The organism is Klenkia taihuensis (genome assembly GCF_900112525.1).
GTDB lineage: Bacteria > Actinomycetota > Actinomycetes > Mycobacteriales > Geodermatophilaceae > Klenkia > Klenkia taihuensis.
Genome location: NZ_FOMD01000001.1, coordinates 565,527 through 587,179 on the forward strand (window position 1 = coordinate 565,527; position 21,653 = coordinate 587,179).

Consider the following 21,653-nt stretch of genomic DNA (forward strand, 5'->3'; position numbering starts at 1 on the left):
TCACGTCGTCCGGGTGACCTTGGCGAGACCGGGCGGGTTGTCGGGGTCCAGACCGCGGCCCAGCGCGGCGGCGTGGGCCAGCAGCTGGAACGGGAGGATCTCCAGCAGCGGCAGCAAGGTCTCGTCGACGCCGTCGGGCAGCGGCACCTCGAACGAGGGCGCGAGCCGTGCCGCCGGGCCGACGGTGACGACGACCCCGCCCAGGTCCGCCGCCCGGCGTCCGAAGTCGACGACCGAGGCCCGGGTGGCCTCCCCGGCGGTCAGCAGCAGGACCAGCGTGCCCGGACCCACCTGGCCCAGCGGGCCGTGCGTTGCGTCGGCCGCGCTCCACCCCGACGCGGCTACCCGGTTGGTCTCCATCAGCTTCAGCGCACCCTCGCGGGCGCTCGACATCGACAGGCCCCGCCCGACGACGACCATCCGGTCGGCGGTCAGTGCCGCGTCGAGCAGACCCGGCTCCGGGACGTCGTCGTGCAGCAGGTCCTCGGCCGCCTCGACGGCGGCGCCCACCCGTGCCCGCAGCGTCTCCCAGGCATCCCCGGCCGCCAGGCCGACCACGACGTGCAGGGCGAGCAGGCTGGCGGTGTAGGTCTTGGTCGCCGCCACCGAGAGCTCGGGGCCGCAGCCGAGGTCCAGGTGCAGGTCGCCGAGCCGGGCGACCGTGCTGCCCGGGGTGTTGGTGATCGCCAGGACGGTGACCCCGGCGGCCTTCGCCGACCGCACCGTCTCGATGAGGTCCGGCGACTCCCCGGACTGCGACACCGCGACCATCAACGTGCGCGGGTAGCGCAGCTGCGCCCGGTAGGCGGTGAACGCGCTCGGCGTGGCCAGCATCGCCGGGACGCCGAGCCGGGAGTGGATCAGGTACTGGGCGTAGGTCGCGGCGTGGTCGCTGGTGCCCCGGGCGGCCAGCACGACCAGTTCGGGGTCGACGTCCCGGAGCAGGTCGGCGGCCGCCTGCAGGCCGGCGGCGCCCTCGCCGACCAGTCGCGCCCAGACCGCGGGCTGCTCCTCGATCTCCCGGCGCAGCAGGCCGCCGGGCAGCACGGCGGTCACGACGAGAGCCCGGTGATCATGCCGATGACCTCGTTCTTGTCGGTCCCCGCGGTGGGCCGGGTGCCCACCTGGGTGCCGCGGCGCAGCACGGTCACCCGGTCGGCGATGCGGAAGACCTGGTCCAGGTTGTGCGACACGATCAGCACGGCTGCCCCCCGCTGCTTGAGCTTGAGGATGACCTCCTCCACCTTGGCCGTCTCGGCCACGCCGAGGGCTGCTGTGGGCTCGTCCATCAGCACCAGGCCCGAGGCCCAGTGGGTGGCCCGGGCGATCGCGATGCCCTGCCGCTGCCCGCCCGAGAGGTCGCCGAGCAGGGCCCGGGCCGAGGGGATGCGGACGTCGAGGTCGTCGACCAGCTGCTGGGTCTGGCGGGCCATCTCCTTGCGGTCGAGCACCCGCAGTGGGCCCCGGCGCAGCTCCCGGCCGAGGAAGAGGTTCATGTAGACCGGCTGCAGGTCCACCAGCGCGAGGTCCTGGTAGACGACCTCGACGCCCTTGGCGCGGGCGTCGGCGGCGTCGCGGAAGGTGACCTGCTCGCCGTTGATCTCGATGCTGCCCTCGCTGGGCTGGTAGAGCCCCGAGATGATCTTCACCAGGGTGGACTTGCCCGCCCCGTTGTCGCCGACCAGCGCCACGATCTCACCGGGGGCGACCTCCAGGTCGAAGCGCTGGATGGCGGTCACGCCGCCGAAGTGCTTGCTGACGCCCTCGAGGCGGAGGGGTGCTGCGGTCGTGGTGGTCATGACGGCCTTCCGGTTCCCAGGGCTGCGGTGACGGTGAGGGGGGCGGACCCGTCGGCCGCCCAGATGCCGGCCAGCTCGGGCCGGCCGGTGGACAGGCCGCGGATGCCCGCGGTGAGCGCCCGGGTGACGAACACCTGGGGTCGGAAGCCGAAGAGCACGGTGTCGCCGGGGCGCGCCCGGCCGGCCGCCCCCGGGACGACGGCGTAGTAGTCGATGGCCGAGGGCGCCGGCATCTCGACGTCCAGCTCGGCGGCGTCGGCCACGTCGACGTCGTCGCCCAGCACGAGCGCCCGGGTCGGCACGTCACCGAGCACGGGGTCGACGTAGAGCCCGCCGCCGAAGACGTACGCGTCGCCGTCCCAGGTGTGCGAGACCTCCGAGAGGTAGACGATCGCGGGGTCCTCGACCAGGTCCTGCACCGCGTGCAGCGGCGTGGTGCCGGTCAGCCCGTGGCCGGGCTCGACCTGCGTGGCCCCGGCCTCGGCCAGCGTCTGCAGCACCGACACCGAGGTGGTGCCGGGGGCGTTGAGCTCGACGTCGGTGCGGCCGGCGGCCAGGAGGGCCCGCTTGACCCGGGTGAGCGTGCCCAGGTTGGGCGTCGAGCGCGCCGTGCCCGACCCCGGGTCGAACAGGGTGGCCGGGAAGCTGGTGACGCCGGCGAACCGTGCACCGGGCAGGCCGTCGACGAGGTCGGCCAGCGCGGCGACGTCCTCGGGGGCGATCCCGCCCTCGTGGCCCCGGTAGAAGCGGTCGCCGGGAGCGGCGACCCGGATCAGCAGGTCCTGCACCCGCCCTGCCCGCTCGGCCGCCGCAGCGGCCTCCCGGGCCTTGGCCTCGGAGAAGACCGTCCAGAAGGACGGCTCCAGTGCGGCGGCGTCGTCCGCCGAGTGCCGCGGGATCTGCACCAGGTGGCCGAGGTGGCCGATGCCCAGACCGCCGGCTGCGGCGGCGACCGCGCACTCCAGGTCGACCCCGACGGCGTGGCTGATGCCGCCGGCGGCGATGGCCCGGGACGCGTCGGGGTTGCGGCCGATCTGCTTGGTCATCGCGAACGGTGTCAGGCCCAGACGCTGCGCCTCGGCGGTGACCGCCGCTGCGTTGCGCTCGACCGCGTCGAGGTCGAGCACGTAGGTGTTGGGCGGCAGCACACCGGCCCGGTGGAAGGCGTGGGCCGCGCGCAGCAGCGGGACCGCGCGCCGGCGGAGGAGGGGGAGGAACACGGGTCAGCCCTGCTTCTTGCCGCGGAGGGACAGGGAAACCGCCAGCAGGATGATGATCCCGCGGACGATCATCTGCTGGGACACGTTGAGCCCGGCCAGGATCAGGCCGTTGTTGATCATGCTGATGAGCAGAGAGCCGATCAGGGCGCCGACCATCGAGCCCTTGCCGCCGGTCAACGCCGTGCCGCCCACGATGACCGCGGCCAGCACGGAGAGCAGGTCGCTCTCGCCGAGGGTGTAGCGGGCGCCCTGGAGGCGGCCGGAGTAGAGCAGCGCGGCCATCGCGGCGGTCATCCCGCTGAGCACGAACACCCACATCCGCACCCGGTCGACCCGCACGCCGCTGACGCGGGCCGCGGGCGTGTTGTTGCCGACGGCGAGCACGTGCGCGCCGAAGCGGCGCTGGCGCAGCAGGTGCGCGCCCACGATCGTCACCACGACGGTCCACCAGATGATGGTGGGGACACCGAGCAGGTCGCCCCCGCCGAAGATCCACACGAACGCGTCGTCGGTGACCGGCACCGACTGCAGGTCGGTGAGCTGGCGGGCGATGCCGGTGACCAGCCCCATCGAGGCGAGCGTGACCAGGAACGACGGCAGCCGGACGTAGGTCACGAAGACCCCGTTGACCGCGCCGACCGCGGCGCCGACCGCGAGCCCGGCCGCTGCCCCCAGCAGCCAGTTGCCGGTGGACTCCAGCACCAGTGCGGCGCCCAGGGAGGCCAGCGCGACCGTCGAGCCGATCGACAGGTCGATCTCACCGGTGCTCAGCACGAAGACGGCCCCGACCGCCATGATCGCGATCGGCGCGGCCTGGATCACGACGTTGGTCAGGTTGGTCGGCGTCAGGAAGTACTGCGACTGGGTGACGGCGAAGAACAGGAAGGTCAGGACGAAGCCGACGTAGACGACGCTCGCGCGCCAGTCGACCGCCGGCAGCCTCCGGGTCGTGCCCTCGCGGGTGTCGGTGTCGGTGGTGCTCATCGGGTTCCTTCCAGGGCGGGTCCGGGGGCGTGCGCGCGGGCGAGGTGGATGGCCCCGAGGACGGGGGCCTGCGGGCCGAGGGTGCTGGCCTGGACGGCGAGGTCGGCGGCGCCGAGCTCGCCGAGGGTGCGTCGCAGCGGGGGGAGGAGCTCCGGCCGGGACCCGATGCCGCCGGTCAGCACGACGACCTCGGGGTCCAGGACGGCGCGGACGGCGACCAGGGCCAGGGCCAACCAGTGGGCGTGCTCGGCGACGGCGTGCGCGGCGGCCCGGTCGCGCGCGGCCGCGTCGAAGATCTCCGTCGCCGTCCAGCTGCGTCCGTCGCCGGCACGCGGCGGGACCCGGCCGGCCAGCACGTCGCCGGCCACCGCCTCCTCGAGCGGACCGCGCCGGTGGTGGGCGGGGTCGAAGGGGTCGGTGCCCAGCGGCAGGAAGCCGATCTCGCCGGCTGCGCCGCGGGCTCCGCGCACCAGCCGGCGGTCGACCACGACCCCCATGCCGATCCCGGTGCCGGAGGCGACGACCACGAAGGAGTCGTGCCGGGTGCCCACGCCGTGGTGCAGCTCGCCGAGCGCGGCGACGTTGACGTCGTTCTCCAGCACCACCGGGTGGCCGAGGTGGCGGGCCAGGTCGGGGCCGAAGGACGCGCCGGTCGGCAGGTCGAGGTTGGGGTGCAGGTCGAACCCGTCGTCCTCGGCCGCACCCGCCCCGCCGACGGCGGTCACCTCGACCGCGGACAGCGGTACACCCACCTCGCGGACGAGGGCGTGCTCGACCTCCAGGATGCGGCCCGCAAGGTCGCCGTGGGTGGGCACGCGGGTCTCGGCCAGCAGGGCGCCGTCCGGGCCGGAGATCCCGGCGTGGATCTTCGTGCCGCCGAGGTCGACGCCGACCACGTAGCCGGCGCTCACGCGGCGACCGCCAGCAGCCGGGCCGGGGTGTGCCGGAGGAGCTGCTCGACCTGCTCGTCGGTGACGCCGCGGTCGGTGAGCATGGGCACGAAGACGTCGGCGAGGTAGCGGTAGCCGGCGGTGCCGTGGGTGCCGGCGTTCATCCACGCCTCGGCGCCGGTGAGGTCCTGGGCGAGCACGACGCGGTCGCCGAACCCGTCGGCCACCAGCCCGGCGACGAGGTCGGCGCGGCCGGCGTCGGAGCGGTGGAAGCAGCGCTTGGCGAACTCGCCGTCGGCGCGGCCGGTCTGCGGCGGGCCGAGGAAGAACTCCCACTCCTGCTTGCCGATGGTGTCCACGGCGACGCAGGCACCGGTGGCCAGCACACGGCGCGGCAGGTCGGGGTCCAGTTGGGTGTCGAGGTGCCCGACGACGACACGGGACGGGTCCAGGCCCTCCGCCACGAGGAGGTCGACCTGGTCGAGGGCCAGGGTGCCGTGCGTGGTGTGGGTCATGAGGGCCGTGCCGGTGCGCAGCGCGGCGCGGGCCGAGGCGCGGAGGGCGCGCTCCTCGAAGGCGGACATCTCGCCCAGGCCGGTGGCCTGCTCGCCGAGGACGCCGGCCCGGATGCCGGTGCCGCCGAAGCCGGTGGTGAGGTCGGCGACCAGCCGGTCGGTCAGCTGCTCGACGGTCGCCTCGCGGGCCCAGGCCGGAGCCCAGGACTCCAGGTAGAGGGCGGTGCCGCTGACCACGTGCAGGCCGCTGCGCCGGGAGACCTCGGCCAGCAGGGCCACGTTCTCGCCGTCGGCGTCGCGGCCCACCACGCCGTAGGGGGAGAGGTCGACGACGGTGCCGAACCCGCGGTCGGCGAGGCCGCGCAGCGCGTGCACGGCGAGCTCGACCGGGTCGCCCAGCGGGGCGTCGTCGGCGGTCCACGGACCGGGGGAGAGGGAGAGCAGGTGCTCGTGCGGCATGACGCGGCCGAGCTCGTCGGCCGGCACCGGGCCGAGGACGGTCTGTACGTGGGGCATGGGGTCCCTGCCTGTGGGGGTGGGGCGGCCCGGGCGGGCCGCCCCACCGGCGATCAGTTGACGCTGTCGGGCAGGTCGGTGCCGTAGTCCTCGCGCCAGGCGTCCTCGAGGTTGTCGGTGGTCACCTTGACCGGCGGCGAGGCCACCAGTGCCGGGGCCTCCTTGTCCAGCACGCCGTAGGCGGCGGCCAGGGCCAGGCCGCGGCCGATGTCGATCGAGCCGTTGCCGACCAGGCCGACGACGTTGCCGCCGTCGACCATGTCCGCGGCGAGGGTGGCGTCCAGGTCGTTGGTCACGACCTTGATGTCCGAGCGGCCGGCGTTGCGCAGCGCCGAGACGACACCCTGGGCGGCGGTGGCCCAGGAGACGTAGATGCCGGTGATGTTCGGGTTGCGGGCGATCATCGCCTGCGCGATCTCCTCGGTGCGCGCCTCGTCGGCGAAGCCCTCCTCGGCCACGATCTCCATGCCGGGGTACTCGTAGCCCAGCCAGTTGCGGAAGGCCTCGTCGCGCTGGTTGGTGAACCAGAAGTCCGCGTCGTGGTAGATGTAGCCGACCTGCCCGGAGCCGTCGAGCGCGTCGCCCAGGATCTCCGCGTTCGCCCGCCCGGCCTCGGTCAGCGACTCGGTGACGATGGAGACGAACTGGTCGCCCGCGGTGTAGCCGGCCGGCGGCGTGGTCATGACGACCAGGGTCTTGCCGGCGTCGACGGCGGGCTGGAAGGCCGCTGCGGCCGAGGTCGGGTCGACCGCGATGGTCACGATGATGTCGGGGTCCAGGGCCAGCACGCTCTGCACGTTGTTGGCCTGGGTGGCGGCGTCGAAGTCGGCCTGGGTGCTCGCGACGACGTCGATGCCGAGGTCCTCGAACTCCTGGCGGGCGCCGTCCTCGACGGCGGAGACGAACTCCGACGACGTGTGCCACACGAAGGCCGCGGTGTAGGAGCCGCCGCGGACGGTGGCCTCCTCCTCGTCGGTGAGCGACAGCTCGTCGAGGTCCCCGGGCTGCTCCCCGTTGGGACCCTGGAACTCCAGGCTCGGCTCGCTCGCCGGTGCGGCGTCGCTCGACGAGGACGGGGTGTCGCCACCGCCGGAGCAGGCGCTGAGGGCCAGGGTCGTGCCGACGAGCGCGGCGGCCAGGGGCCGCAGCCGCCGGGAACGGGAGAGCTGCATGGGGGACCTCTCGAAGGGGTGTGCTGGGTGGTGCTGCGGAGTTTGCTTTCTGCTCGCAAGCAAAGTCAAGGTCGAATGTCGTAACGATCACGTTGCAGGCGGGTGCGACTAGGTGATCCGGGTCGATCCCGATACTTTTGCTCTCACATCGAGTGGAGTGGAGCCATGACCGACCTGCGTGAGGCCAACCGTGGTGCCGTGCTGTCGGACCTGCTCGTGCACCGGCCGACCACCCGGACGGCCATCGCGCAGCGCACCGGGCTCTCGGCCGCGACCATCTCCCGCGCGGTCGAGGTCCTGGTCGCCGACGGTGTCGTCCGCGAGGTGTCGGAGGTCGTGTCCGCCAACCGCGGTCGCCGCGCGGTCGCCCTCGACCTCGTGGGCGAGCGCAGCGTCGTGGCCGGCGTCGACCTCGGCGCCAGCACCACCCGTGTCGTGCTGGCCGACTTCGCCGGGGCCGAGCTGCGGCGGTGGGAGGAGCCGACCCGGAGCGACCTGCCGGCGGCGGCCCTGGCCGACTGGTTGGCCGGGATGGTGACCGGGCGGTCGGCCGGTCTCGGTGCCGGCCTGGCGGCGGTCTCGGTGGGCCTCCCGGGAGCGGTGGCCGAGTCGGGGGCGGTGTCGAACGCCCCGAACCTGCCCCAGGTGATGGACGCCGAGTTCACCTCCGGCCTGCGCCGGGCCGGCGCAGTCGGCATCCGGGTGGACAACGACGTCAACTACGCGCTGCTCGGCGAGCAGCGTCGCGGCGCCGCCGCCGACGCGGGGGACGCCGCGATGGTCACCATCGGGGCGGGGCTCGGCGCCGCGCTGGCCATCGACGGCCGCATCCTGCACGGCCGGCACGGGCTGATCGGGGAGTTCGGGCAGCTCCCGGCCGGGCCCATGGGTACCCGGCTCGAGCACATGGTCACCGGCCCGGGCATCCTGCGCCGGGCGGAGGAGGCCGGAGTGCCGCTCGCCCGGCCGCAGGACCTCTTCGACGACGAGCACCGGCTCTCACCGCTGCGCACCCAGTTCGACCACGCACTGCAGATCGTGCTGACCGCGGTCGCGGTGGCCAGCGAGCCGGAGGTCGTCGTCCTCGGCGGGGGCATCGCCGAGTCGCTGGCCGGTGACCTGGACCGGTACCAGGCCACGCTCGGCGCCACGCTGCAGGTCGCGCCGCGGCTGGTGCCGGCAGCGCTGGGCTCGTTCTCCGGTGCGATCGGTGCCGCGATCGACGCCGTCCACTCCCTCTACGCCGACCTGGGGGCCGAGCCCGGCTTCGGGGGCGGCCACGGCCGCAGTGCTGCGTCCTGAGCGGGTTCCCCGCACGGGCCCCCGGCACTACGGTGCCGGGATGGCGGACCCGGACGACGGCTGGCGGACCCTCGACGGCGACGTGACGGGCTGGTCCGCCACGCCCTCGCTGCGGGAGTCGGTGGAGCTGGCGCGCGTCGTGCTGGAGCAGGCGCCGGACGCCGCGCTCGACCTGCGGGCCACCGGCGTCCTGGTGCGGACCTCCGCCGCGCTGCCCGTGCTCGTCGACCCGGCCGGCCTGCAGCGGCTCGGCGTCGTCCTGGAGGCGGCGGACCCCGCCGCGGCGGCGGGCTTCTGGGGTCCGGTGCTCGGCCGGGCCGACCTCGTCGACCCGTTCCGGCGCGAGCCGTCGTTCCAGGTCGTCCCGTCGGGCGAGCACCGGCCGCTGCGGCAGCGGGCGCACCTGGACGTCGTCCGGCCGGCCGGCGTGGTCGAGCAGCTCGGGCTGGGCGAGGCGGGCGGCCCGTACGGGGTCCGGCACGCCGACCCGGAGGGCAACGAGGTCGACGTGGTGCCCGGCGGGCCGCTCGGCGAGGGCGCCGAGGACTGGCAGGCCGTGTTCAGCGCGATGGCCGTCTACCGGACGCCGGAGCCCGCCCGGCTGGCCGCGGCCGTCGCCGAGCTGGTCGGCGACCTGCCGCTGGGCATCGACCTCCGCCCGGGCCTGGTCGTGCTGGACAGCGGCAAGGACCAGTGGGAGGACGGCGTGGTCGCGCCCGCCGCCGACGTCCTCGCCGTCGCCTCCCGCATCCAGGCCGCCGCCCGCGACCTGGGCGCGGTGGCCGACCCGGCGGCGCCGGTGTTCGTGCAGCTGTTCCTGGACGCCGCCGACGTCCCTGCCGTGCAGGCGTTCTGGGCCGCGGCGCTGGGCTACGTCGCCGACCCCCGGCCAGGGCTCACCGAGATCCACGACCCGCGCCGGGTCGGCCCCGTCGTCGTGTTCCAGCCCCTGGACCCGGCCGAGGGGGACCGCCGTCGCCAGCGCAACCGCACCTCGTTCGTGCTCACCGTCCCGGCCGACGCCGTCGAGGAACGGCTCGCGACGGCCGAGGTCGCCGGGGGGCGGCTGCTGGGCGGCGGGCGGGTCGCCGACCCGGAGGGCAACGAGCTGGTCATCCGCGCCGGCTGACCCTCGGGCGTCCCCGCGGGAACGCCGTCGCGCCTGTTGATCATCGCCAGGTGCAGCTGGGACACGCCGCGGGCCGGCGTGCCCGACCTGCCGATGACGATGATCAACTGGGAGGCAGTGCCGGCCCGGCCGGTGGGCGGCGGGTGTGCCACGCGGTCTGCTGCTGGTACCACTCGCCGGCGGCGAACAGGACGTCCTCGGCGTCCTCCGGGGCGGTGAGCTGGACGCCGACCGGCATCCCCGACACCGGGTGAAAGCCGACCGGCAGCGCCAGCGTCGGGCCGGCGTGCAGGGACCACGGGTAGGTCAGCGACCCCAGCCGGCGGGACACCCGCAGGACGTCGTCGGGGTCGGCGCGGGGGACGTCGACCGGCAGCGTCGGCGTCAGGAACAGGTCGACGCCGTCCAGCGCGGCGGAGATGCGGGACTGCAGACCCCGTCGGGCCTCGACGGCAGCGGCGTGGTCCAAGGAGGTCAGGTCCCGGCCCAGGCCGATCCGCACCAGGCTGTCGGGGTGGAACCGCTGCGGTTCCGACGCGAGCCGGCCGGCGTGGATGCGCGCCAGGTCGGCGTAGACCAGCGTGTAGACGATGTCCTGCGCGTCCAGCAGACCCTCGACCTCCACCGGCACGACCTCGGCGCCGAGCACCGCGACCGCCGCGTCGACCACCTGCTGCACGCCCGGGTCGACGTCGGTCAGCAGCTGCACCGGGATGCCGATCCGCCTCGGGGCGGCCGCAGCAGGCAGGGGCGCCGACGACCCGGTCAGCACCCGCTGCGCCCGGGCCACCAGGTCGACGGTGCGCGCCAGGGGTCCCACGGTGTCCACGTCGTCGCAGACCGGGAAGACGCCGTCCATCGGGATCGAGCCGTGCGTCGGTCGCAGTCCCACCACCCCGCAGGCCGACGCGGGCAGCCGGATCGAGCCGCCGGTGTCGGTGCCCAGCGCCAGGTCCACGATCCCCGCCGCCACGGCGGCCCCCGACCCGCCGCTCGACCCACCCGGGATGCGGGCGAGGTCCCACGGGTTCCGGCACGGCCCGGCCGCGGAGTTCTGGTTGGTCACCCCGACGGCGAACTCGCTCAGGTTCAGCGTCGCCACGACCGAGGCCCCGGCGTCGGACAGTCGGCGCACGACCTCGGCGTCGTGCGACGGGACCCGGTCGGCGAAGAACGCGGACGCGCACGTGGTGGGCCCGCCGGCGATGTCCACGTTGTCCTTGACGCCCACCCGGACCCCGGCGAGCGGGCCGGGGCCGCCGGGACGGTCGACCCACCGGATCACCGCGTTCACGTGGTCGTCCACCGGCACTCCAGACGTCGCAGGGGGCTTGCGCTCCGAATCATCAGACAATTAGCGTGCGGCTGTCGAGGGAGGTCCATCATGGCCACGCACCCCGCCGTCCTGGGGCGGTTCTTCGAGGACTACGTCGTCGGCGACGTCTACCAGCACCCGCTCGGCCGCACGATCTCCGAGGCCGACAACACCTGGCTGACGATGCTGACGATGAACACCAACCAGCAGCACGTCAACGCGCACCTGGCCGCGCAGAACCCGATCACCGGGGGCCGGGTCATCGTCAACTCCGGGCTGACGATCGCGCTGGTGCTGGGCCTGAGCGTGCTGGACATGAGCCAGAACGCCGTGGCCAACCTGGAGATGACCGACGTCAAGCTGACCCACCCGGTCTACGTCGGCGACACCCTCTACGCCGAGAGCCTCTGCACCGCGCTGCGGGCGTCGAGGTCCCGGCCGTACGCGGGGATCGTCTCGATGGTCACCCGCGGCCTGAACGCCGAGGGCGACGAGTGCATCTCCCTCAAGCGGTCGGTCATGGTCGCGACGAGGGAGTCCGGCATCGGGCAGGGCCACTTCCCGACGGCGAAGAACGGGCCGATCACCGCATGAGGCCGCTCGAGGACGTCCGGATCATCGCGCTCGAGCAGTACGGCGCCGGTCCCTTCGGCAGCGTGCACCTGGCCGACCTCGGCGCCGAGGTCATCAAGATCGAGGACCCGCGCACCGGAGGCGACATCGGCCGCTACGTCCCGCCCTACGTGCACGGCGAGGACTCGTTGTTCTACGAGACCTTCAACCGCAACAAGCAGAGCCTGTCCCTGGACATCTCCACCCCCGCCGGCCGCGCGGTCTTCGAGGACCTGGTGCGCACCAGCGACGCGGTCTGGTCCAACCTGCGCGGCGACGTCCCGGCCAAGATCGGCATCCGGTACGCCGACCTCGCCCACCTCAACCCGGCGATCGTCTGCTGCAGCCTCACCGGGTTCGGCATGACCGGCCCCAGGCGGAACGAGCCCGGCTACGACTACGTGCTGCAGGGCATCGCCGGCTGGATGAGCCTCACCGGCGACCCGGACGGCCCGCCCACCAAGACCGGGCTGAGCCTCGTCGACTTCTCCAGCGGCTTCGTCGCCGCGCTCAGCCTGCTGGCCGGCCTGCACGTCGCGCGGCGGGACGGCGTGGGCGGGGACTGCGACGTCTCCCTCTACGACACCGCCGTCTCCCTGCTGACCTACCCGGCGACCTGGGCGATGACGGCGGGGTACGAACCGGTCCGCACCGTCGACTCCGCGCACCCCTCGCTGGTGCCCTTCCAGGCCTTCGCCGCCTCCGACGGCTGGCTGGTCGTCGGCTGCGCCAAGGAGAAGTTCTGGCAGCGGCTGGTCGCCGTGATCGGCCGGCCCGACCTGGGGGACGACGCACGGTTCGCCACCTTCGCGCTGCGCGACCGCAACCGGGAGGCCCTCCTGCCGCAGCTCAAGGAGGCCTTCCTCGGCGACACCGTCGAGCACTGGCTGGCGCAGCTGCAGGCCGCCGGGGTGCCGTCGTCCCCGATCAACGACGTCGGCCAGGCCCTGGCCGACCCGCAGGCCGCCGCCCGCGGCCTGCTGCTGGAGACCGAGCACCCGCACTGGGGCACCGTGAAGCAGGTGGGCAGCCCCGTCCGGTTCGGCCCCCAGCGCACCGACCACGTGCGGGCGCCGCACCGCAACGAGCACCAGGACCGCATCACCCGCGACCTGCTCGGCTACTCGGCCGAGCGCGTGGCCGAGCTCGAGGCCGCCGGCGCGTTCGGACAGCAGGGGAGCTGACCGGTGGACTTCACCCTCAACGAGGAGCAGCGCGACTTCCAGCAGACGCTGCGCCGCTTCGTCGACCGCGAGATCGTGCCGGTGGCCTCGGACTGGGAGCGCACCGGCCGCTACCCGACCGAGATCGTCGACCACCTCAAGGCCCTCGGCCTGTTCGGGCTCACCACGCCCGAGGAGTACGGCGGCCTGGCGCTGGACATGGTCAGCTTCACGCTGGTCTACGAGGAGATCAGCCGCGGCTGGATGGGCATCGCCGGCATCCTCGGCAGCCACGGCCTCTCGGCCTGGATGATCGCCAAGCACGGCACCGAAGAGCAGAAGCAGCACTACCTGCCCAAGCTGGCCAGCGGCGAGTGGCGCACCGGGGTCGGCCTGACCGAGCCCGGCGCCGGCACGGACCTGCAGGGCATCGCCACCCGCGCGGTCCGCGACGGCGACAGCTACGTCGTCAACGGCACCAAGACGTGGATCACCAACGCCCGGCACGCCGACGTCCTGCCGGTCCTGGTCAAGACCGACCCCGACGCGCAGCCCCGGCACCGCGGCATGTCCCTGCTGCTGATCCCGACCGGCACCCCCGGCTTCGAGGTCAGCCGCGACCTGGGCAAGCTCGGCTACAAAGGCACCGAGTCCTGCGAGATCAACCTGGTCGACGTCCGGGTGCCGGTGGACGCCGTGCTCGGCGGGGTCGAGGGCCGCGGCATGCAGCAGGCGCTGTCCGGCCTGGAGATCGGCCGGCTCAACATCGCCGGGCGCAGCGTCGGGGTCGCGCAGGCCGCCTACGACGCGGCACTGAAGTACGCCGGCGAGCGGGAGGCGTTCGGGCACCCGATCGCGGAGTTCCAGGCCATCGCGCTCAAGCTCGCCGAGATGGCCACCCAGCTGCAGGCCGCCCGGCTGCTCACCTACTGGGCCGCCTCGCAGGCCGACGCCGGGAAGCGGGTGGACGCCGAGTCCGGCATGGCCAAGGTCTTCGCCTCCGAGACCGCGCTGGCGCTGTCCCTGGAGGCGATGCGCATCCACGGCGGCTACGGCTACTCCACCGAGTTCGTCGTCGAGCGGCTCTACCGCGACGCCCCGCTGATGGCGATCGGCGAGGGCACCAACGACGTCCTGCGCACCGTCATCGCCAAGTCCCTGGTGGCGGGGAAGACGGTCGTCGGGTGACCGTCCGGTCCTGGCTCTACGTGCCCGGCGACCGGCCCGACCGGTTCGCGAAGGCCGTGGCCACCGGCGCCGGCGCCGTCGTCCTGGACCTGGAGGACGCCGTCGCCCCGGCCGGCAAGGACGACGCCCGCGCCGCCGTCGTGGACTGGCTGGCCGGCCCGCGCGAGGACGTGCAGGTCTGGGTGCGGGTGAACACCGGGCAGCGGGGTGCCGACGACGTCGCCGCGGTCGCCCGGGGCGCCCGGCTCACCGGGGTGGTGCTGCCCAAGGCGTCGTCCCGGGCGCTGCTGGAGCGGGTGCACGACCAGCTGCTGGCCGCCGAGGCCGCGACCGGCCGGGCCCCGTGCAGCCTGGGCGTGAGCCCGCTGGTGGAGAGCGCGGCCGGCGTGCTGGCCGCGCCGGCGCTGGCCGGCGGTCCGCGGGTGCGCTGCCTGCAGCTGGGTGAGGTCGACCTGGCCGCCGACCTCGGCGTCGTCCCCGGACCGGACGGCGCCGAGCTGCTGCTGGCCCGGTCGTCGGTGGTGCTGGCCTCGGCCGCGGCCGGGATCGCGCCGCCGCCGGCCGCGGTGTCGACGCAGTTCCGCGACCTGGCCGCCTTCGAGGCCGAGACCCGCCGGCTGGCGGCCCTCGGCTTCCGGGGGAGGGCCTGCATCCACCCCGCCCAGGTCGAGGTGGTCGAGCGGGTCTGCCGGCCAACGGCCGAGGACGTCGCCACCGCCCGGGACGTCCTCGCCCGCCTGGAGGCCTCACCCGGGGTCGCGGTCGGCGCCGACGGGAAGCTGCTCGACGAGGCCGTCGCCCGCCAGGCCCGCGCCACCCTCGGCCTCGCCTGACCCGCCCGGCTGCGCGGCCGCGGACAACCGGGCGGCCGTGTGCGCCATCGCGTCGCGCAGCTCGGCGGGGGCCACGTCGGTGAGGTCGGCGTCGAAGGTGGCCAGGATGCCCACGACGCCGGCCCACGACCAGGCGCCGAGGGTGACCCGGCACCGGTCGCCCAGCGCCTCGACGACGGCGCCGGCCGGCACCCAGCGGGCCACCACGTCGGCCGGCAGCGCCATGGTGACCCGGCCGGTGCAGGGCCAGGCCCCGACGGTGTCCCCGCGGTCGTGCCGGCCCATCACGTACTCGGCGACGTCGTCGGCCGGCAGCGCCCGCCGGGCGAAGGGCAGCCCGGTCGGGCCGTGGACGTGCAGGGCGTCGACCCGGTGCACCCACCAGCCCGACGGCCCGTGCGCGACCAGGTACCAGCGGCCGGCCCACACGACCAGGTGGTGCGGCTCGACCAGCACGGGGTCGCCAGCACCCGGGAGCCGGACCCGCAGCAGGTGCCCGCGGCGGACGGCGTCGCCCACCGCGGCCAGCACGGACTGCTCGACCGGTGGGGCGCCGAAGTCCCAGGCGTTGGGCACCGCGGTGACCCGCAGCGCGTCGACCTGCGGCTGCAGCCGGGCCGGCATGACCTGGCGCAGGGTGGCCAGGGCGCGGGCCGCGCCGTCCCCTGTCCCGGTCACCGTGACCGGCGCGGTCTGCAGCGCGAGGGTGACCGCGACCGCCTGCTCGTCGTCGAACAGCAGCGGCGGCAGGGTGCTGCCCGCCCGCAGCTGGTAGCGCCCGGTCGGGCCCGGGGTGCCGGCGACCGGGAAGCCGAGGGACCGCAGCATCTCGACGTCCCGGCGCACCGTGCGCTCGCTGACCTCCAGCCGCCCGGCGAGCTCGGCGCCGGTGCGCGGTCGACCGGTGGCCAGCAAGGAGAGCAGGGTGAGCGCCCGGGCGGATGTGGTCGGCACGCGGTCAGTGTCGCGGACAACCGGTGTCCGCGATGCCTCCGAAGGTGATCGCATGACCGACCGCTCCGGATCCCGCATCGACCACCTCAACATCGCCGTCCCCGACATCCGGGCGGCCATGGCCTTCTACCGGCCCGTCCTCGCCTCCATCGGCATCGCGCAGATGCTGGTCGTCCCCGCCGGTGACCACGGCCCGGCGATGACCGGCTACGGCTGGCCCGACCGCAAGCCCTACTTCTGGCTGGTCGACGGCGGGACCGTCGGCACCAACATGCACCTGGCGTTCACCGTGGACACCCGCGCGGAGGTCGACACCTTCCACCGCGCGGCCCTGGCCGCCGGGGCCACCGCGCGCGAGGCGCCGGCCGTGCGCACGGAGTACCACCCGGACTACTACGGCGGCTTCGTCGACGACCCGCACGGGATCAACCTGGAGGCGGTGTGCCACCACCCGGCCGCCTGACCGGGTCTCCGTAGCCTGCGGGGGTGGCGGGCGAGGGGTGGGGACGGCGGCTGCCCGACCGGGCGCGGCGGGCGGTCAGCGGCTCCGGCCCGCCCACCGAGCCGCTGGCGCTGCGGGCCGGGCCCGGCGGGGTGGACGAGGACACCGCCCGCTCCGTGCTCTCCCTCGGCCTGCGGGTCGGCGAGGCGATGATGGCCGTCGGGGCGTCGGCGGCCGACGTCACCGCCGGCGTGCTGCGGGTGGCCGCCGCCTACGGCCTCACCGACTGCCAGGTGGACATGACGTTCACCTCGCTGACCATCGGCTACGACCCCGACGACGTCCCGCCGCTGGTGCTCATGCGGATCGTCCGGCCGCGCGGCGTCGACTACACCCGGCTGCAGGGCGTCGCCGACCTCACCGCGGAGGTCACCGCCGGCCGGGTCGGCCTGGACGAGGCGCACCGCCGGCTCGACGACGTCCTCGCCGCGCCGCACCCCTACCGGCGGGCGCTGCACGCACTGGGCTGGCCCGGGGTGGCCGGCAGCGTGGCCTTCCTGCTCGGGGGCGGCTGGCTGGTCGCCCTCGTCGCCGCCGTCACCACCGCGGTGGTCGAGCGGACCATCCGGGCGCTCAACCGGCGCGGGCTGCCGGTGTTCTTCCAGCAGGCCGCGGGCGCCGCGATCGCGACGGGCACCGCGGTCGGGCTGGTGGTCGCCGGGGTGGAGATCCGCGCGTCGCTGGTGGTCGCCGCCGGGATCGTGGTGCTGCTGGCCGGGCTCTCGCTGGTCGGCGCCGCGGAGGACGCCATCAGCGGCTTCCCGGTCACCGCCGCCGCCCGCGCCTTCGAGGTGGTCACCCTGACCACCGGCATCGTCGTCGGCATCGCCGCGGTGCTGGACGTCGCCCGCCGGTTCGAGGTGCCGCTGCGGGTGGTCGACCCCGCCACGGTCAGCGTTCCCTTCGCCGTCTCCCTGGCCGCCGCCGCGGTGATGGGCGGGGCGTGGGCGCTGGCCTCCTACGCCGGCCCGCGCGGGCTCGCCGTCGCCGTCCTCGCCGGCGGGCTGGCCTGGGCCACCACCACCGGCGCCGCGGTCCTCGGCGCCGGGCCCGCCGTGTCCAGCGCGGTCGCCGCCGCCGTCGTCGGGTTCGCCGGGGAGGCGCTGGGCGACCGGCTCCGGGTGCCGCCCCTCCTGGTCGCGGTCTGCGGCATCGTGCCGCTGCTGCCGGGGCTGGCCATCTACCGCGGGCTGTTCGCCGTCGTCGTGGACGGCGACGTCCCCGCCGGCACCTCCGGCCTGGTCGGCGCGGCCGCCGTCGGGCTGGCCCTGGCCGCCGGCGTCGTGCTCGGCCGCTACCTCGGCCGCCCCCTCGGCGGGCGGCTGGACCGCTTCGAGCGGCGGGTCCGCCGGCGCGCCACGCTGCGGGACTGAGCCACCCGGGACGGCTACGATTCCCGTCGTCCGGGCACGGTGGGACGACGGGATCCGTAGGGGGAAGCATGGCCGAGCGGCACGCGGTGGCCCTGGACGACACGTCGCGGGCGATCATCGAGCAGCTCCAGCAGGACGGCCGCCGTCCCTACGCCCGGATCGCCGAGGCCGTCGGGCTCAGCGAGGCCGCCGTCCGGCAGCGGGTGCAGCGGCTGCTGGACGCCGGGGTCATGCAGATCGTCGCCGTCACCGACCCCCGCCAGGTCGGGTTCCCGCGGCAGGCGATGGTCGGCGTGCGGGTGCGCGGGGACAGCCGGGTGGTCGCCGACGCGCTGGCCGCCTTCGACGAGGTCGACTACGTCGTCATCTCCGCGGGCTCGCTGGACCTGCTGGTCGAGGTGGTCTGCGTCGACGACACCCAGCTGCTGGACGTCGTCAGCCGGATCCGGGCGGTGGAGGGCGTGGAGTCCACCGAGACCTTCCTCTACCTGGGCCTGGCCAAGCAGACCTACGCCTGGGGCACCCGTCCCCCGGAGGCCTGAGCTCCCGGTAGCCCAGCCTTCCCTCGCTGGCACGGTGATCATCCGCGACCTACCGTCGCCGCCGTGACCACGCAGGACGCACCGACCCACGAGGGCGAGCCGCACGCCGGCGCCCTGAGCTCCCGGCTGAACTGGCTGCGCGCCGGCGTGCTCGGCGCCAACGACGGCATCGTCTCCACGGCCGGCCTGGTCGTCGGCGTCGCCGGGGCGACCGCCGCCGACGGCCCGGTGCTCACCGCCGGCGCCGCGGGCCTGGTCGCCGGTGCGGTGTCGATGGCCCTGGGCGAGTACGTGTCGGTGAGCAGCCAGCGCGACAGCGAGCGCGCGCTGGTGCGCAAGGAGAAGCGCGAGCTGGCCGAGATGCCCGAGCAGGAGCTCGAGGAGCTGGCCGCGATCTACGAGACGAAGGGCCTGTCGCCGGGCACCGCGCGCCGGGTCGCCGAGGAGCTCACCGAGCACGACGCGCTGGCCGCCCACGTCGAGGCCGAGCTGGGCATCGACCCCGACGAGCTGACCAACCCGTGGCAGGCCGCCGGCGCCTCCGCGCTGTCGTTCACGCTCGGCTCGCTGCTGCCGCTGGCCGCGATCCTGCTCGCCCCCACCGGCGTCCGGGTGCCGGTCACCTTCGTCGTGGTGCTGCTGGCCCTGGCGCTCACCGGTGCGGTCAGCGCGACGCTGGGCGGGTCCAGGGTGCGCACCGCCGTCGTCCGGCTGGTGGTCGGCGGGGCCATCGCGATGGCCGTGACGTTCGGGATCGGCGCCCTGGTGGGCGGCGCGGTCGGGTAGCTCAGCGGCGGTTGAGCGCCAGGACGCTGAGCAGCTCGTAGGCGGTGTGCGAGGCCGCCACCGCGGTGAGCTCGGCGTGGTCGTAGGCGGGGGAGACCTCGACGACGTCCGCGCCGACCACGTCCAGGCCGACCAGCCCGCGCAGGGTGTGCAGCAGCTCGCGGCTGGTCAGCCCGCCGGCCTCCGGGGTCCCGGTGCCCGGCGCGTGCGCGGGGTCGAGCACGTCGATGTCCACCGACACGTAGACCGGCCCGTCGCCCAGCCGGCGGCGCATCCGCTCCACCACGCTGGCGACGCCGTCGACCTCGTAGTCGTCGCTGCGCACCACCTGGAAGCCGAGGACGGCGTCGTCCTCGAGGTCCTGCTTCGAGTACAGCGGGCCGCGGATGCCGATGTGCATCGACCGCTCCAGGTCGATCAGCCCCTCCTCGCTGGCCCGCCGGAACGGGGTGCCGTGCGTGTAGGGCGCGCCGAAGTAGGTGTCCCAGGTGTCCAGGTGCGCGTCGAGGTGCAGCACGGCGACCGGGCCGTGGTCGCGGGCCACCGAGCGCAGGATCGGCAGCGCCACCGTGTGGTCACCGCCCAGGGTGAGCACCTGGGCGCCGTCGGCCCGCAGCGCGGAGATGCCGTCGTCGATGGTCTGGATGGCCTCCTCGATGTCGAACGGGTTCACCCCCAGGTCACCGGCGTCGGCGACCTGCTGGGTGCCGAAGGGCATCGCGTCCAGCGCCGGGTTGTAGGGCCGCAGCAGCTTCGAGCCCGCCCGCACGTGGCCGGGGCCGAACCGGGCGCCGGGCCGGTAGCTGACGCCCGAGTCGAACGGGATGCCGACGACGGCGACGTCGGCGCGGGACACCTCGTCCAGCCGGGGGAGCCGGGCGAAGGTGGCCGGGCCGCCGTAGCGGGGGACCTTCGTCGCGTCGACCGGGCCGATGGGGGTGGTCACTGCGCTGCTCCAGACGGTGAGAGGTGCTCGTGGACGACCAGCCAGCGGTCGCCGTCCGGGACGAGGACGACGGTCTCCCGCTCGTGCGTCGTCACCTCGCCCCCGTGGGTGGCGACCGTGGTGAGGACGGCGTGGGTCGCCACCGCAGTCTTCCCGACCCGCTGCACGTGCTGGTCGGCGGAGGTGCAGGCCAGCACCCGGAAGCCGTCGTCGGCCACCCACGACCGCCAGGCCGTCCGGTACTCCTCGCGGGAGCCGAACCGCGGGCTGCCGGGCAGCACGAAGGTGGCGTCGGGGTGCATCCAGGCGAAGTAGGCGTCCTCGTCGGAGGAGGCGAACGCCGCGACCAGGCCGTCCAGGGCCTCCAGCGGGGTCACGCCGGGGTCTCGGCGCCGGCGGGGCGGACCGGGTCGGTGATCGGCGGCGCCTCGCCGGGCGTGCTGGGCACCCACCGCGGGCCCTGCGGGCCGAAGACGTAGCGCGGCTCGGGGAAGGCGTACAGCGACCCCAGGTAGATGACCGCGGCCAGCAGCAGCGCCACCGGCAGGCTGACGTCGACCCCGCCGAAGGCGTTCGTGAACGGCCCGACGATCAGCGGCGGGTAGTTGGCGAACAGCAGGCCGATGACCGCCGAGGGGATCCAGGCGACCATGCCCCGCCAGTTGACCCCGCCGGAGAACCAGTAGATGCCGCCCTCGCGGCCCTGGTTGAACACCTGGACGGCGGCCGGGTCGTAGAAGCCGCGGCGCACCACGTAGCCCAGCGCCATGATCACCATCCACGGCGTGGTGCAGATGACGATCGCGCCGATGAAGGCGTTCACGCTGCCGACCAGGTCGAAGGCCAGCCGGCCGACCAGGATGAAGGCGAAGCTGAGCGCGCCGATGACCAGCGAGGCGCGCACCCGGCCCAGCCGCGGGAAGACCGAGGAGAAGTCCAGCCCGGTGCCGTAGAGGGAGGTCACGCCGGTGGACAGGCCACCGAGGACGGCGACCACCATGAGCAGCAGGGCATACCAGAGCGGGGAGAGCTGGACCAGCGCGAACACGTAGTCGACCTCGCCGGCCACCAGCGTCGCCGTCGCCACGCCGAAGAGGAACGGCACCAGCGTGGCCAGCTGCGCGGCGACCGTGGCGCCCAGCAGCCGGGTCCGGGACGTCGCGGCCGGGATGTAGCGCGACCAGTCGCCGAGGAAGGCGCCGAAGGACACCGGGTTGCCCATCACGATGAGCACGCTGAGCACGAAGGTCGGCAGGAACGAGCCCAGCGCGTAGGCGTCCGGGCCGGGGTCGTAGCCGGCGTCGAAGACGCCCGCGTAGGCGACGAGGCCGAGCAGGATCAGCACGGTGTTGCCGATGACCACGACCTTGTTGACCAGCAGCATGAACTGGTAGCCGTAGACCACGACCACGATGACCAGGCCGCCGAGCAGGGCGTAGACCAGCGCGCGGGTGAGGTCGCCGTCCGGCAGGCCGAACAGCCGGTTGCCGGCCGCGACCAGGGCGTCGCCGGAGACCCACACCGAGATCGAGTAGAAGGCGATGGCGGTCAGCAGCGACAGGAACGACCCGACGATCCGCCCGCGGACGCCGAAGTGCGCCGAGGAGGACACCGCGTTGTTGGTGCCGGTGCGCGGCCCGAACAGGCCCATCGGCGAGAGGATCAGCCCGCCGAGGACCACGCCGAGCACGGTGGCCGCGGCGGCCTGGGCGAAGGACAGGCCCAGCAGCACCGGGAAGGTGCCCAGGATGATGGTGGCGAAGGTGTTGGCCCCGCCGAACTGGATGCGCAGCAGGTCCAGCGGCCGCGACGTCCGTTCGGCGTCGGGGATGGTGTCGATGCCGTGCTGTTCGACCTCCAGCGCCCGCGGGCGGCGGGTCGGGGTGGGCGTACTGGCCATCGCGGCTCTCCT

The 21,653-nt window shown here is 74.6% G+C and carries 22 protein-coding genes; 10 read left to right on the forward strand and 12 right to left on the reverse strand.

The genetic code is table 11. The features are described from left to right. Genes BM158_RS02770 through BM158_RS02800 form a run of 7 tightly spaced genes read right to left on the reverse strand, consistent with a single transcriptional unit; the run spans position 1 to position 7,096 of the window. Positions 1–1,056 (reverse strand): SIS domain-containing protein, encoded by a 1,056-nt coding sequence (locus tag BM158_RS02770; protein ID WP_091554507.1) that lies wholly within the window; start codon positions 1,054–1,056, stop codon positions 1–3. Then, positions 1,053–1,799, reverse strand: coding sequence for an ATP-binding cassette domain-containing protein (locus BM158_RS02775; protein ID WP_091554510.1), 747 nt, complete (start codon positions 1,797–1,799; stop codon positions 1,053–1,055). Before BM158_RS02775 ends, BM158_RS02770 begins: the two co-directional genes overlap by 4 nt. Further along, a complete protein-coding gene (locus BM158_RS02780; RefSeq protein ID WP_091554512.1) occupies positions 1,796–3,019 on the reverse strand; it encodes an alanine racemase in 1,224 nt (407 codons plus the stop codon). The genes BM158_RS02775 and BM158_RS02780 overlap by 4 nt, the downstream gene beginning before the upstream one ends. 3 nt (positions 3,020–3,022) lie before the next feature. Further along, entirely contained in the window at positions 3,023–4,003 is a 981-nt protein-coding gene (locus BM158_RS02785; protein ID WP_091554514.1) for an ABC transporter permease, read from the reverse strand. Then, positions 4,000–4,914: an ROK family protein gene (locus BM158_RS02790; protein WP_091554516.1), complete on the reverse strand. Its 915-nt coding sequence runs from the start codon at positions 4,912–4,914 to the stop codon at positions 4,000–4,002. Before BM158_RS02790 ends, BM158_RS02785 begins: the two co-directional genes overlap by 4 nt. Further along, positions 4,911–5,924, reverse strand: a complete 1,014-nt coding sequence (locus BM158_RS02795) for a phosphotriesterase family protein (RefSeq protein WP_091554518.1) — start codon at positions 5,922–5,924, stop codon at positions 4,911–4,913. The genes BM158_RS02790 and BM158_RS02795 overlap by 4 nt, the downstream gene beginning before the upstream one ends. Positions 5,925–5,977: 53 nt before the next feature. Beyond that, positions 5,978–7,096, reverse strand: coding sequence for a substrate-binding domain-containing protein (locus tag BM158_RS02800; protein ID WP_091554520.1), 1,119 nt, complete (start codon positions 7,094–7,096; stop codon positions 5,978–5,980). A gap of 165 nt (positions 7,097–7,261) precedes the next feature. Here BM158_RS02800 and BM158_RS02805 point away from each other — a divergent pair, with 165 nt between their 5' ends. Next, complete coding sequence (locus tag BM158_RS02805; RefSeq protein ID WP_091554523.1) at positions 7,262–8,398, forward strand: ROK family transcriptional regulator; 1,137 nt, start codon at positions 7,262–7,264, stop codon at positions 8,396–8,398. 40 nt (positions 8,399–8,438) lie between these two features. Further along, positions 8,439–9,527 carry a VOC family protein gene (locus BM158_RS02810; protein ID WP_165628815.1) on the forward strand — a complete coding sequence of 363 codons (1,089 nt, stop codon included), beginning with the start codon at positions 8,439–8,441 and terminating at the stop codon, positions 9,525–9,527. 103 nt (positions 9,528–9,630) lie between these two features. Here BM158_RS02810 and BM158_RS02815 read toward each other — a convergent pair whose 3' ends face one another. Continuing rightward, a complete protein-coding gene (locus BM158_RS02815) occupies positions 9,631–10,833 on the reverse strand; it encodes an amidase (protein ID WP_229827494.1) in 1,203 nt (400 codons plus the stop codon). A gap of 78 nt (positions 10,834–10,911) precedes the next feature. Between BM158_RS02815 and BM158_RS02820 the strand changes: the two genes are divergently transcribed. From BM158_RS02820 to BM158_RS02835, 4 genes are read left to right on the forward strand one after another with little or no spacing between them, the layout of a single operon-like run. Further along, positions 10,912–11,436 carry a MaoC family dehydratase gene (locus BM158_RS02820; RefSeq protein WP_091554525.1) on the forward strand — a complete coding sequence of 175 codons (525 nt, stop codon included), beginning with the start codon at positions 10,912–10,914 and terminating at the stop codon, positions 11,434–11,436. Continuing rightward, positions 11,433–12,638 (forward strand): CaiB/BaiF CoA transferase family protein, encoded by a 1,206-nt coding sequence (locus BM158_RS02825; protein WP_091554527.1) that lies wholly within the window; start codon positions 11,433–11,435, stop codon positions 12,636–12,638. Before BM158_RS02820 ends, BM158_RS02825 begins: the two co-directional genes overlap by 4 nt. Before the next feature lie 3 nt (positions 12,639–12,641). Then, on the forward strand, positions 12,642–13,805 hold the full coding sequence (locus BM158_RS02830) for an acyl-CoA dehydrogenase family protein (RefSeq protein ID WP_091554529.1): 1,164 nt from the start codon (positions 12,642–12,644) through the stop codon (positions 13,803–13,805). Then, positions 13,802–14,638, forward strand: coding sequence for an HpcH/HpaI aldolase/citrate lyase family protein (locus tag BM158_RS02835; protein ID WP_091554530.1), 837 nt, complete (start codon positions 13,802–13,804; stop codon positions 14,636–14,638). Before BM158_RS02830 ends, BM158_RS02835 begins: the two co-directional genes overlap by 4 nt. On the opposite strand, the gene BM158_RS02840 is transcribed toward BM158_RS02835, so the two are convergent. Continuing rightward, positions 14,552–15,592 carry a helix-turn-helix transcriptional regulator gene (locus BM158_RS02840; protein ID WP_091554532.1) on the reverse strand — a complete coding sequence of 347 codons (1,041 nt, stop codon included), beginning with the start codon at positions 15,590–15,592 and terminating at the stop codon, positions 14,552–14,554. The genes BM158_RS02835 and BM158_RS02840 overlap by 87 nt on opposite strands. 52 nt (positions 15,593–15,644) lie before the next feature. On the opposite strand from BM158_RS02840, the gene BM158_RS02845 reads away from it, so the two are divergent. The 4 genes from BM158_RS02845 to BM158_RS02860 all read left to right on the forward strand — a co-directional run bounded on the left by BM158_RS02845 (position 15,645) and on the right by BM158_RS02860 (position 18,795). Next, entirely contained in the window at positions 15,645–16,055 is a 411-nt protein-coding gene (locus tag BM158_RS02845; RefSeq protein WP_091554535.1) for a VOC family protein, read from the forward strand. A gap of 23 nt (positions 16,056–16,078) precedes the next feature. After that, positions 16,079–17,467 (forward strand): threonine/serine exporter family protein, encoded by a 1,389-nt coding sequence (locus BM158_RS02850; protein ID WP_229827493.1) that lies wholly within the window; start codon positions 16,079–16,081, stop codon positions 17,465–17,467. A 68-nt stretch (positions 17,468–17,535) separates the two neighbouring features. Then, positions 17,536–18,009, forward strand: a complete 474-nt coding sequence (locus tag BM158_RS02855) for an Lrp/AsnC family transcriptional regulator (protein ID WP_091554537.1) — start codon at positions 17,536–17,538, stop codon at positions 18,007–18,009. A 63-nt stretch (positions 18,010–18,072) separates the two neighbouring features. Continuing rightward, the gene (locus BM158_RS02860; protein ID WP_091554539.1) at positions 18,073–18,795 is read left to right on the forward strand and encodes a VIT1/CCC1 transporter family protein; all 723 of its coding nucleotides are present in this window, start codon (positions 18,073–18,075) and stop codon (positions 18,793–18,795) included. Between the two features lies 1 nt (position 18,796). Here BM158_RS02860 and speB read toward each other — a convergent pair whose 3' ends face one another. Genes speB through BM158_RS02875 form a run of 3 tightly spaced genes read right to left on the reverse strand, consistent with a single transcriptional unit; the run spans position 18,797 to position 21,641 of the window. Continuing rightward, positions 18,797–19,741 (reverse strand): agmatinase, encoded by a 945-nt coding sequence (gene speB / locus BM158_RS02865; protein WP_091554540.1) that lies wholly within the window; start codon positions 19,739–19,741, stop codon positions 18,797–18,799. After that, positions 19,738–20,118, reverse strand: coding sequence for a YybH family protein (locus tag BM158_RS02870; RefSeq protein ID WP_091554542.1), 381 nt, complete (start codon positions 20,116–20,118; stop codon positions 19,738–19,740). The genes speB and BM158_RS02870 overlap by 4 nt, the downstream gene beginning before the upstream one ends. Then, positions 20,115–21,641, reverse strand: coding sequence for a purine-cytosine permease family protein (locus tag BM158_RS02875; protein WP_091554545.1), 1,527 nt, complete (start codon positions 21,639–21,641; stop codon positions 20,115–20,117). Before BM158_RS02875 ends, BM158_RS02870 begins: the two co-directional genes overlap by 4 nt. Positions 21,642–21,653 lie beyond the last annotated feature (12 nt).